At 40.0% G+C, this 11,280-nt stretch carries 10 protein-coding genes; 5 read left to right on the top strand and 5 right to left on the bottom strand.

Features of this window, described 5'->3' with window-relative positions:
* Positions 1-46: 46 nt before the first annotated feature.
* The gene (locus DK924_RS14585) at positions 47-433 is read right to left on the bottom strand and encodes an MmcQ/YjbR family DNA-binding protein (RefSeq protein WP_010391352.1); all 387 of its coding nucleotides are present in this window, start codon (positions 431-433) and stop codon (positions 47-49) included.
* 193 nt (positions 434-626) lie between these two features.
* Between DK924_RS14585 and yeiP the strand changes: the two genes are divergently transcribed.
* Complete coding sequence (gene yeiP / locus DK924_RS14580) at positions 627-1,199, top strand: elongation factor P-like protein YeiP (protein ID WP_010391355.1); 573 nt, start codon at positions 627-629, stop codon at positions 1,197-1,199.
* Positions 1,200-1,347: 148 nt separating this feature from the next.
* The gene (locus tag DK924_RS14575; RefSeq protein WP_054202138.1) at positions 1,348-1,551 is read left to right on the top strand and encodes a hypothetical protein; all 204 of its coding nucleotides are present in this window, start codon (positions 1,348-1,350) and stop codon (positions 1,549-1,551) included.
* Here the strand turns inward: DK924_RS14575 and DK924_RS14570 are convergent.
* Together DK924_RS14570 and DK924_RS14565 are read right to left on the bottom strand one after the other, a co-directional pair.
* The gene (locus tag DK924_RS14570) at positions 1,548-3,788 is read right to left on the bottom strand and encodes an EAL domain-containing protein (RefSeq protein WP_010391359.1); all 2,241 of its coding nucleotides are present in this window, start codon (positions 3,786-3,788) and stop codon (positions 1,548-1,550) included. The genes DK924_RS14575 and DK924_RS14570 overlap by 4 nt on opposite strands.
* A gap of 51 nt (positions 3,789-3,839) precedes the next feature.
* Positions 3,840-6,563 carry an insulinase family protein gene (locus tag DK924_RS14565; protein ID WP_109875533.1) on the bottom strand — a complete coding sequence of 908 codons (2,724 nt, stop codon included), beginning with the start codon at positions 6,561-6,563 and terminating at the stop codon, positions 3,840-3,842.
* 183 nt (positions 6,564-6,746) lie between these two features.
* On the opposite strand from DK924_RS14565, the gene sixA reads away from it, so the two are divergent.
* Positions 6,747-7,223: a phosphohistidine phosphatase SixA gene (gene sixA / locus DK924_RS14560; RefSeq protein WP_021033112.1), complete on the top strand. Its 477-nt coding sequence runs from the start codon at positions 6,747-6,749 to the stop codon at positions 7,221-7,223.
* Between the two features lie 54 nt (positions 7,224-7,277).
* On the opposite strand, the gene DK924_RS14555 is transcribed toward sixA, so the two are convergent.
* Together DK924_RS14555 and smrB are read right to left on the bottom strand one after the other, a co-directional pair.
* Entirely contained in the window at positions 7,278-8,201 is a 924-nt protein-coding gene (locus tag DK924_RS14555; protein WP_109875532.1) for an AEC family transporter, read from the bottom strand.
* 17 nt (positions 8,202-8,218) lie between these two features.
* On the bottom strand, positions 8,219-8,776 hold the full coding sequence (gene smrB / locus DK924_RS14550) for an endonuclease SmrB (RefSeq protein WP_008114517.1): 558 nt from the start codon (positions 8,774-8,776) through the stop codon (positions 8,219-8,221).
* A 297-nt stretch (positions 8,777-9,073) separates the two neighbouring features.
* Here smrB and prmB point away from each other — a divergent pair, with 297 nt between their 5' ends.
* Both prmB and aroC read left to right on the top strand, forming a co-directional pair.
* Complete coding sequence (prmB, locus tag DK924_RS14545; RefSeq protein WP_008466678.1) at positions 9,074-10,009, top strand: 50S ribosomal protein L3 N(5)-glutamine methyltransferase; 936 nt, start codon at positions 9,074-9,076, stop codon at positions 10,007-10,009.
* A 91-nt stretch (positions 10,010-10,100) separates the two neighbouring features.
* Positions 10,101-11,198, top strand: a complete 1,098-nt coding sequence (gene aroC, locus DK924_RS14540; protein ID WP_109875531.1) for a chorismate synthase — start codon at positions 10,101-10,103, stop codon at positions 11,196-11,198.
* Positions 11,199-11,280 lie beyond the last annotated feature (82 nt).

Here is an 11,280-nt window from a genome sequence, read left to right as displayed (position 1 = left end):
TTTTTTATGTTTGATTATCAGTAAATATAGAGATATAGACGCTTATTTACAGTAAGGCTTCAATAGCCTGTTTGTCTTTATCTGGCATATTGTCGACCACCAAATTAAATGAATTATCAATCATACGCTCAATTTCACCTTGTGGTACTGAGCCGTCTAAAATCACTGTATTCCAAAGGCGTTTATTCATATGATAACCTGGAATCACCGAAGGAAAAATATCACGTAATGACTGTGCTTCATCAGGGTCGCACTTTAAGTTTAGCCACCAAATAGGTTCGCCGTTTTCATCGGTTTCACCCTCATTGCTCAGTGCAAGGGTGGCGAACATCTTATGGTTTACTTTATATACATCAACATCTTTAGCAAAAGGTTGCGTTAGTTTAACTAACGGTTTGTTCATTAAATAAGTATGTACAGTTTGTTGGTTCATGAGCCATTCCTTGAGGTCATAATCGATAACTTAACCATAGCAGCTTTTTGCCACTAGATAACACGTGTTTCAGTCTAAATTACAGATTTATAAGTCAATACGAAGTAAGAAGCTAATCATATCACTTTATTGTTGAACAAAATCAGTTTCGTGGTATGTTTCTCGCAATCAAAAAAACAATAGGAATTCACCCATGCCAAAGGCGAGTGATGTTAAAAAAGGGACGGCTATTGACTTTAATGGCCGTGTATTAGTAGTAAAAGATATCGTACGCTCAGTACCGCAAGGTCGTGCTGGTGGTAGTTTATACCGTATGCGTTTATACGATGTAGTAACGGGTAGTAAAGTTGACGAAACGTTTAAAGACAGCGATATGCTTAATCTTGCTGATTTAACCCGTCGTGAAGCCATGCTGTCGTATATTGATGGGGATGAGTATGTCTTCATGGATAATGAAGATTACACGCCTTACAATTTAAATAAAGACGCCATAGCGGAAGAAATTCAATTTGTTAATGAAGAAACCCAAGGTGTGCACGTTATTGTAATTGACGGTACTGCGGTAGGTCTTGATCTTCCTTCAAGTGTTGAACTTGTTGTTGAAGAAACCGACCCTTCAATTAAGGGAGCTTCAGCCAGCGCTCGCTCAAAGCCTGCACGCTTATCAACGGGCTTAACGATCCAAGTGCCAGAGCATATTTCAACTGGTGATCGCATCCGCATTAATACTGCCGAGCATAAGTTTATGGGTCGTGCTGACAAATAAGCTGTGATGAATTGATAATTGAGAGCCGAGCTTTTAAGTTGCTCGGCTTTTTTGTGTCTGATTTAAAAGGACTACAATTAAATAATACGTTGCTTTAATTTTAGCCAGTTAAACGCTATTATACGCGCCTCAATTTTTAAGCAGTTTGATGACCATGGTATTATTTATTTTACTCAGCGGTGTGTTTATCGCACTTATGTATATTGAAACCATCAAAAAAGGTATGCCTGTGAAGCGCTGGTTATTTTTAAGCGGATTGTTGGGACCTGCAGCGTGGTGTTTATTTAACCTACATTATCGACGTGCATTAATACGCAATACCGGCATAAAAACGTGCCTATGGCGTGCTTAACTGGTTGCTCTAATTAAACTGAGTTTTGATTGGCTTTGTTGTTGTTTTAAAAACGCAGTAAATTCATCTTTTGAGAGTGGTTTAGAGTAGTAATAACCCTGAAGTGTTTCACAGTTAAGCTCTTCCAGTATGCTTATTTGTGAGGCTTGCTCTACACCTTCAGCAACTACATGTAAATCAAGGTTATGTGCAATAGTGACAATAGAGTCCACCATATTGCGGCCACGCTCTGTCTTCATATCATCAATAAAGGCTTTATCTACCTTAAGCGTATTTAGTGGGAACTGTTTCAAATACGCCAGCGACGAATACCCAGTACCAAAATCATCCATAGCTAAATGAATGCCGCGGGCACTTAAAGAGCGCATAATCGCAATGGCTTCTTGTGGGTCGTCCATTACCGTGCCTTCGGTGATCTCGAGTTCTAAAAAGTAGGAGGGCAGTTCATTTTTTTGTAAAATCACATCAATGCGCGAAGTTAAATCGGGTAGGCTAAATTGTTTTGCTGATAAATTTACCGCAACACGAGCGTTAAATAATCCAGCGTCTAACCATTGTTTTACGTCACGACAAGCTTTGTTTAAAACCACTTCACCAATTTCAATAATTTGCCCTGTTTCTTCGGCGATTGGAATAAATACCCCCGGGCTAATAACCCCCTTTTTCGGCGTAATAAAACGCACTAACGCTTCCATTCCAGCAAGCTTACCAGTACGAATATTCATTTTAGGCTGATAATATACCTCAAAGTGATCTTCTTTTAAGCCAAAGCGCATTAGGTTTTCTATTTGTAGTCGCTTTACTGCTTGGCGGTTCATGGTGTCATTAAAGAACAAGTAGCTGTTACCTTTCTTTTTCGCATGATACATAGCGGTATCGGCGTTCTTTAATAGTATTTCGGGGGTGTTACCATCTTCAGGGAACAGTACTATACCCACGCTTGAGGTGATAGCAAGTTCATGACCTGCCATTTTAAACGGTGTAGCTATTGCCGCTAAAAACTGTTTAGCCATACGGGTGATAGTGAGAATATCGTTGGTGTTTGACATAACCAGCGCAAATTCATCGCCGCCAAGGCGATAAAATACATCATTTTCACGGGTAAGCTTATTTAAGCGCATAGCAAGCTTTGCCAGCAAGCTGTCACCTAACTGATGACCCAATGAGTCATTTATCTTTTTAAAGTTATCTAAATCAAATACTAACAATGCATGGTGTGAATGCTGCTTTGCTAGTTTTTTTAAATCAGAAAAAAATAAATTACGGTTAGGTAAGCTGGTGGTGCGATCTCGATTGGATAAATTATTGAGCTCTGACTCCGTTTTTTTACGCTCGGTTAAATCAGAATACACCACCACGTAATTAGTTATTTGATTTTGCGCGTTTTTAATTTCATCTATCGAAATTTCAAATGGCAGTAGGGCATGATCGCTATTGCGCAGCTTTACTTCTTCTTGAATATGCTCGTGCTTTCGAACGGTGTCTTTTATAGTTTCTATGTAGCTTTTGTCGTAACCGGCTAAATGAAATTCTTTTTTAAGGTATTGCTCACGCACACCGCCAAACAAAGTTAAAAAGCTTGGATTAATATCAACAAGCTTAAAATCTTTATCATAAATAGCCAGTGCATCCGTGAGTGACTCAACGCATTTTGCAAATAGATTTAGTCGTTCTTCGGTTGATTTGAGCTGAGAAATATCTCTCACCGTGCCAGTCATTCTCAGTGGGCTAAGGTTTGCGTCTTTTTCAATTATTTTTCCACGGTCGAGCACCCAATGCCATTTACCAAAGCTATCTTTAATTCTATAAGTAGCTTCAAAAAAAGTACTCTCTTCAGCAAAGTGTTTTTTTAGTAGGTAATCTACATGAGTTAAATCACGAGGGTGTATAAGGCTTTTATTAGGTGGGAACTCTACTAGATTGTTGTTATTCAACACGTACTTGTCGTTAATACGAATAACTTTGCCGGTTTTTATATTCCAGTCCCAAAGCGTGTCACCACTACCTTCTACGGTACTTTTTAAGCGTTTTTCAGATTGCTGTAATTGGGAATGTGAGCGCTTGAGTGAGTGAATAACTGTTAAAAAGTAAATTAACAGTAATGACATTATTGCACACACGCTAACGACTAGCGCATTTAAGTTCAAGCTAAATGATGACTCAAATGCACTAGCAGAGTAGGCGGTGACCAAAGTGGTCAACAATAGAATGTATTTTATTATTTTTATTTTGTTCATTGTCTTACTTCTTATTTACAAAAGACAATCTAAATCAAGCGCGAGCAAGAGTCAAAGAGAATGCGAATAAAGTGGTAGATTCTCCGATTGATTCACAGATTTAGCGCTTAAAAGCTCATATCTTGGGCGGTCTGGACTAAAAATTTCAGCTGCATAGTTTTTTAAATCTTCAAGCGTTAATGCGTTTAAAGAATCTAGCAGGCGTTGCTGCATATTAAACTGATGATCGCCATTGCCAATTGCAAGCCATAAACGTTGTGAACGTAAACGCAAATTTTTGTCTTTTTCGGCAATATGCGTCACTAGCCCATGTTTTTGTTGCAGCCAGGTTTGCTCTGTCAGTTCATCAATGGTTGATAAATATTGACTAATAAAAACATTATGCCTGTGCAGTAATGTGCTTGGTTCAAATTTAGGTGACTGAATATAAAAAGCAATTCCGGCACGGGTGTTAAAGGGCGCATAACCGGCACCAACTAAATAACCTAGTTGTTGTGTGGTCCGTAGCTCATTGAAATAATCTTGGTTAATTAAATGATTAAGCGCCATCATTTTTACTTTTTCATCAACATCATCGCTTAATGCTTGATAATAAATCACCATGGCATTATCGCTACAAGCGAGTTCTAATTCGTAACGAGTCACTTTGGTAATTTCAAAGAGTGGGCGCTTTAAATCTTCTATAACGGCTGACTTTTTAAGGTGCAGTGCCACCTTTTTCTGAAACTCAAGCGCTTCATTTTGTTGCCAATTGCCATGTAAAAAAGACTCAACATGAAGTGCATTAAAAAACGCCTGTCTAAACTCATTAAACTGATGAAAACAGGTATCTTTAAGTGCATTTGCTAACTCGTCAGGCTGTGGATTCCATGGCATTATTTTAGCGCCTAAAATACTAAAGAGCTCACTAACGGGTTTGTTTTGGTTGCTATTACGCCAGTGCCTTACCAGTTGTTTTTTATATTCAGCAAAGCGTTTAGCACAAATTTTTACGTTAAATAGTGCATCAATTAGCTGATCAACCAGCTCTAGTTGGCTTGAAGATAGCCCTGCAGTATGCAGGGTTAAGCCGCCTTGGTGAGAGGTTAAGTGATAACTTAAGCCCGCGAGTTCAGCTGGATAAAATTGTTCGCCAACACTATCCATAAACAAATCAGAAAACAATCGAGTCAATGCCATATGCTTTACATCTTTAACTGCAAAGTCAGAGTCCATGGCTAAATAAAAATGCCCTTTAGCCACTCTGAAGGTGGCATCTTGTTTAAACCAAAAATCAAAGCCAGCTTCTTTTACCAATAATGTTGGATGAGCTTGCTGCGACTCTATTGGGTATAGAACAACATCTTTAGCTAAATAAGGATTTGCGGTAGGTAATAACATTTCACCTTGTGGCTGACTAATTTGTGCCAGCGCTTCAAGCCAATGCAGTGACAATTTTTCAATTTTATACGGTGTGTTATACCAAGCGGCTGTGTGTTCAGGCTCTACACCCGGATGAATCAGCACTAAACGCATATTATGAGGGGTTAACCATTGCATCGCCATTTCATGAGTGGTGGCTTTAAAGCCTTCCATTAAATAGTCGCCTTGTAAGTAATTAACTTCATCGTAATGTTGCATGTTAATACTTAAATTGCTGACCCAGTCAATCAGCCGAGACTTTTCTTGGTTATCAAATGCGATTTGCAGCAGCTTTTGCTTATCTTGATAAAGGCGAGGGAGTTTGCCGATGTTGTTATTTATTAAGCAAATGTATTCAAATACCATTTCAATAATGTCTTCGTAGTATTCAATGCCTTCATCGGTCAGCGCCATACTAATATTAAAGTCTTTAAAGTTACTACCGTTGATACCACCCCCGGCAGAAAGAGCATTGATCCAGCCTTGTTCTTTTAGTACAGAATACAACGAGCCTTGCCCTTCGTACCCTAGTAAGTGGGCAATAAAACTAACAGTTTTATGACGGTAAAAATCGTCAATGTTTGGCATGGCAAAGCTAATAATCAGCTTTTGTACATGCTTGTGTGGCTCAATATGGAGCAACTTACCTAAGTCTTGGCTGCGATAAAGCGGTGCCTCTATGGGTGGCTTTAACTTGCTGTTATTGCCTTTAATCTGCCAGAAATATTGAGTTGCCCATGCCTCAAGAGTATCTAATGATTCATTGGCACAAATCACTAGGGTCATCCATTGAGCTTGGTAATGCTGATTAAAAAAGTCGCGTAACTCATCACTAATACAGCGTTTTCTATCAGCTAATGTTTGTAGGTTGCCTACAGAGAACTTAGCAAACGGATGTGCAGGGTTAACCGTTTCTTTGTGCACTTGATAGATGCGCCGGCCATCATCTTTAATCTTTAATTTAAACTCAGCCTCAATCGCATTACGTTCTTTTTCGGTTTCTGCGGGATTTAAGGCGGGCGCTATAAAAAAACGGCTAAATTGTGCTAACGCCGATTCAATATGATTGTTATTAATATCAAAAAAGTAGCAGGTATGTTCCGTACCAGTCCAGGCATTGGTGTTACCACCAGATTGAGAGACAAAATTATTAAAGCTACCGGATTCGGGATACAGATCCGTACCTAAAAACAACATATGCTCTAAAAAGTGCGCTAAGCCTTGCCTATCAAGAGGATCATCAAAGTGACCAGCGTTAACTGCCATGGAGGCTGCCGCTTTTGCTGAGTCCTGATCGCGCACTAAAAGCACTTTTAGACCATTGTCCAGTGTTAGTGTGCGGTAAGCTCTGTTATCATTGGTGCTGATTTTCAAATGATGCTCCTGAAACTAAACGTAAATTGTTAACAACAGATGATAACTTCAGGAATGCGACGCTATTTACCTGAACATCATGAAAGAACTATTTTAAGAAAATAAATAGGTTTGAGTTATTAATATAGCGGAAATTCGAGCAAATTGGCTACTGTTTTATATTCTTTAATTGGTTGATTTTTTATGAAAACAATCTTGATAATGCGTCATGGTGAAGCAACACCGATGCACTCTGATGATGTCAGTAGAAATTTGACTTCTGTGGGTCAGCAGCAAGCTGAAAAAATGGGGCTATGGTTGCAAAAAATGCACGCTCCCAGTGGCCTGTTAGTTAGCCCCTATGTAAGAGCGCAGCAAACGGCTGAGGCTGTTAAAAAAAATAATACCTTTTTATTTGAAGAAACTTGTCACGATGTTATTCCTGAGGGCAATCCTCAAGTTGCTGCAGATTATTTAGAAACGTTAATTGCGCTTCATCCAGAATGCGATACCTGGCTTGTTGTTGCCCACATGCCTATGGTGAGCTATTTGGTTGATCAGCTATGCGCTGGTAATATGCCAATTTTTAATACTGGTGCTGTTGCCCAAATTAGTTACAATGAAGTGAGCCATAAAAGTGATTACATCACTATAGATGCGCCAGCTAATGTAACCGTATAAACTACGAACCTCCCCAGCTTAAAGCCTGACAATAAAACGTGGTTAGGCATATATCTAAAGTAAAATGGTTAACCACACACTAAAACTCAACACACTTAATACTGTAGATAAAACTACCGCACTGGCTAGGGTATCTTGGTGTTGTTTTATTTGGCATGCAATTAAATAGGCATTAACGCCTAATGGTGATGCACTTAATAGCACCAGTACTTTTAACAGTGACTCATTAAGTGTAAATACGTGTGTGCCTAGCAATAATACCAAGGCAGGTAATATGACTAATTTTAATAGACTGGCAATGGCCGCTGCTTGCCAGTTATCGCTAATTTTATAAAAAGCTAAGTTAGCGCCCAATACAAATAACGCACAAGCAATAGCTGGTTCGGCTAAAAGCGCTAAGCCATTAGTTAAGTCAGCAAATAAAGTAACCCCTGCCAAATTAACCAATAAACCAGTGCTAATACTTAACACTACCGGATTGAGTAGCATATTCTTGGAAAATGCTGACCAGGAAAACGCATGACTGGCGCTGTTTGCACTAATTAAAAAAGTAAGGGTGAACAATAATGCGCTATGAAAGGTAATGATCATAAAAATAATGCCCATCATTTGCTCGCCTAATGCGGCAATAATAATAGGTAAACCCACCAATACAGTATTGGAATAGCTACTGCCAAGGGCAAACACGCTATGGCGTTCGTATTGAAGATGTTTAGAGAGAATGTAGCGGTCAATAATTAGGGCAAAAAAGTAAATTAAAATAACCGGAATGTAAAAACTTAAAAAGCCATTTAAGCTGACACTGGTTTGTAAGTCTGCTTTGGCCATATTTAAAAATAAAAAGCTCGGCACACTAATATAAAAAGTAAACTTACTTAATCCCGCTATATGGATACGCTCTAAAAAGCCACTGCGGCTAGCAATATAGCCACATAGCACAATAAATATCAGCGGGAATATAATCGAAAATATATGCACTAAAAGGCTCTTGTTGATTAGCGTCTAAACTCATCACTTTGCGGTAAATTAATTAATATCAGTACCGCACCTTTACCGCCATATTCAAGTGGTGCTTGATGCATAGCAATAACGTCGGGGTGCTGCACTAAGTATTGCGGCACTTTATGTCTGAGGATATGGCCGCCAATTCCGTGTACAACACAGGCGCAGTAATAATGCTTTTTTTTACACTCATGAATAAGCCCTGCGAGCTCATCCTTGGCTACTTCTTTATTTAAGCCATGCAGGTCGAGGGTTAAATCAGGTATAAAATCCCCTCGGCGAAGTTGTTTCGCTAAAAAACGATCCTGACCCTGTTGCACATAATTAACAGTGCCGTTAGTGTCTATATCGGGCACATATTCATCAGAAAAGAAAAATTCTGATTGTTGTTGCTTTTTTTGCTGGGCAAATTGCTTCGCTTGTGACACTTTAGGTTTATTGCTAAAACGGTGAGTGTCTTGTTTGAACACGCGCGCACCGCTGATACTTTGACGAAACAAGTCAATGTCATCAGGACTAATTAGATTGTTTGAGTGTGGATCTTTTTTCATAGCGGCAGTCTAAACAAAAAAGTGGTAAAAATCGAGTAAAAAGGTGTGATACCCAAGCAGCTTTGAGGTGCATAGTACGGCGCCAATAAGGTTAGTTTAAAAGCGATTTATACTGCGTTATTGATTTGAACAACAGAGTGACTATTACACTTGCAATCAATGCCTTGTTTAAATTACTTTTAATTCTAACTGTCACTCGCACCTAGAGGTGGCTTGGGTATACAATAGGGCAATCATGGGGCCCATAGTGTGCCCCGATTGAGTTAATTTTTTGAAAGTAGCAGGCAGATAATACTGATGAGTGAATTACTAATAGAAGAAGCAACCCTGGATGAAGCTGTTGCAGAACTTTCAACCTTACACGATTGGCTTCGTTGGACGACAAGTCAATTTGCAAGTAGCGGTATTTTCTTTGGTCATGGCACCGATAACGCATGGGATGAAGCGGTAAGTTTGTTATTACCAGCACTTAGCTTGCCAATTGATGCACCCAAAGAGCTGATGCATGCCCGTTTAACCAGCACTGAAAAAAACCGTTTAGCAGGCTTAATTGCCGAGCGCATTAACGATTTTACCCCAGTTCCATACCTGACCAACATTGCATGGTTTGCCAATATGCCATTTTATGTGGATGAACGTGTATTAATTCCTCGCTCGCCTTTTGCTGAGCTTATTAATAATCGTTTTACACCTTGGCTAGAGCAGCCAGAGTCAGTTGGGCGTATTTTAGATTTATGTACGGGCTCAGGTTGTATCGCGATTGCATTGGCACAAGCATTCGAAAATGCGCAAGTTGATGCGGTTGATATATCTTATGAAGCGCTTGAAGTGGCTGATATTAATATCACTGACTATCAACTAAGTGACCGTGTATTACCGATCCAGTCTGACGTATTCAGTGGTGTACCTGGGCAAAAATATGACTTAATCGTAGCAAACCCACCGTACGTTGATGCTGAAGATATGGCTGATTTACCACGTGAGTTCCACCACGAGCCAGAGCTTGGGTTAGCATCGGGTCACGATGGCCTTGATGTAACACGTACTATTTTAGATCAAGCTAGTGAGCATCTAACAGATAACGGTTTGTTATTTGTCGAAGTAGGTAACTCTATGGTACATATGGATGCACTGTATCCAGGCGCACCATTTGAATGGATTGAGTTTGAACAAGGCGGATTAGGTGTGTTTGTTATTAGCAAGCAACAACTAGATGCCTACTTTGCACAGTAATAATTAATACTAGCCATTCATCCCAAATGGCTGGGCAAAACAATAGCCGAGTTAATTCTCGGCTATAAGTCATTAGGAATGAGGAAAGTTAATGGCAGGTAATAGCATAGGGCAGTTATTTAAAGTGTCCACCTTTGGCGAAAGCCACGGCGTTGCATTAGGCGGCGTAGTGGATGGCACGCCCGCAGGCCTTGAGATAACAGAGGCCGACATACAACACGATTTAGATCGTCGAAAGCCTGGACAAAGTCGCTATACCACGCAGCGCCGTGAGAGCGACCAAATTAAAATTTTAGCGGGCGTTTTTGAAGGTAAAACCACCGGTACCAGTATTGGTTTATTAATTGAAAATACTGATCAACGCTCACAAGATTATGGCAAAATTAAAGACGTATTTCGTCCAGGTCACGGTGACTATACCTACTGGCACAAGTACGGCCTACGCGATTACCGTGGTGGTGGCCGCTCATCTGCGCGTGAAACCGCTATTCGGGTTGCGGCAGGCGCCATTGCTAAAAAGTATTTAAAGCAGTTTCATGGTATTGAAGTTAAAGCATGCTTGAGTCAATTAGGGCCAATAAAAGCCGAAAACTACGATTGGGACGAAGTGGAAAACAACTTATTCTTCTTCCCAGACGTTAGCAAGCTTGAAGCGCTTGATGAATATATGCGCGAGCTAAAAAAACAAGGCGACTCAGTGGGTGCCAAAGTAAAAGTCGTGGCTAAAAATGTACCTGTTGGCTTAGGTGAGCCAGTATTTGATAGGCTAGATGCCGAACTTGCACATTCATTAATGAGTATTAATGCTGTTAAAGGCGTTGAAATTGGCGATGGCTTTGATGTAGTCGAGCAAAAAGGCTCAGAACATCGTGATGAGTTAACCCCTGATGGTTTTACCTCAAATCATGCCGGTGGCGTGCTTGCAGGAATTTCAACGGGGCAAGATATAATCGCATCAATTGCGCTTAAACCGACATCGAGCATTACTATTCCCGGTAATAGTATTAACACCGAAAATGAAGCGGTTGAAATGATCACCAAAGGTCGTCATGATCCTTGTGTAGGCATTCGTGCTATTCCGATTGCTGAGGCAATGATGGCTATTACTTTAATGGATCATTTACTTCGTCAACGCGGTCAAAACCCACATGTAAACCACGAACATGGGCCAATTAAAGGCGCTATTTAAGCGCCTTACGTTTAAAACTATACTAAACGGGCAATAGCGCGTTTAGTATATACAGGCTATACATCTTTATTGCCGCTCAACA

It is taken from the genome of Pseudoalteromonas sp. meg-B1, assembly GCF_003173795.1.
Lineage (GTDB): Bacteria > Pseudomonadota > Gammaproteobacteria > Enterobacterales > Alteromonadaceae > Pseudoalteromonas > Pseudoalteromonas undina.
The sequence above is the reverse complement of the archived record's forward strand: the minus strand, read 5'-3'. Positions and strand labels throughout refer to the sequence as shown.

Coding starts and splice junctions, on each gene's coding strand:
- prmB (WP_008466678.1), top strand. CDS start 9,074: ATGAGTGAATTACTAATAGAAGAAGCAACCCTGGATGAAGCTGTTGCA.
- aroC (WP_109875531.1), top strand. CDS start 10,101: ATGGCAGGTAATAGCATAGGGCAGTTATTTAAAGTGTCCACCTTTGGC.
- DK924_RS14585 (WP_010391352.1), bottom strand. CDS start 433: ATGAACCAACAAACTGTACATACTTATTTAATGAACAAACCGTTAGTT.
- yeiP (WP_010391355.1), top strand. CDS start 627: ATGCCAAAGGCGAGTGATGTTAAAAAAGGGACGGCTATTGACTTTAAT.
- DK924_RS14570 (WP_010391359.1), bottom strand. CDS start 3,788: ATGAACAAAATAAAAATAATAAAATACATTCTATTGTTGACCACTTTG.
- DK924_RS14575 (WP_054202138.1), top strand. CDS start 1,348: ATGACCATGGTATTATTTATTTTACTCAGCGGTGTGTTTATCGCACTT.
- sixA (WP_021033112.1), top strand. CDS start 6,747: ATGAAAACAATCTTGATAATGCGTCATGGTGAAGCAACACCGATGCAC.
- smrB (WP_008114517.1), bottom strand. CDS start 8,776: ATGAAAAAAGATCCACACTCAAACAATCTAATTAGTCCTGATGACATT.